1 protein-coding gene is annotated in these 260 nt (G+C 60.8%); it reads left to right on the forward strand.

Features of this window, described 5'->3' with window-relative positions; all coding sequences use genetic code 11:
- Positions 1-260, forward strand: a 260-nt coding sequence (locus tag JI667_RS21965; RefSeq protein ID WP_206858607.1) for a hypothetical protein, incomplete at both ends; no start/stop codon positions are given.

Below are 260 nucleotides of genomic sequence, written 5' to 3' on the forward strand. Positions count from 1 at the left end.
TCGCTGCGACAACAGGGTGCTGTGGGACTTCGAAGAGCTCGACTTTGACACCGCGCCGGCGCAAGCGCCGCAGATCCGCAAATACGTCTCGGTCACCGAGATGGTCAACGAGGTCGAAGTTGAAACAGCGGGTGAGGATGCGCAGGAAATCTGGGTGCAGTCGCAGGAATTCTTCGACGATGACGGCACCAGTTTCAACGCGCGCGAGGGCAAGGAGCCGGTCGCGCCGCCGATGCCCTATGACGAGTTCGACCACAAAC

Source organism: Bacillus sp. NTK074B (assembly GCF_017303375.1).
In the GTDB taxonomy this organism is placed as follows: domain Bacteria; phylum Bacillota; class Bacilli; order Bacillales; family Bacillaceae_B; genus Rossellomorea.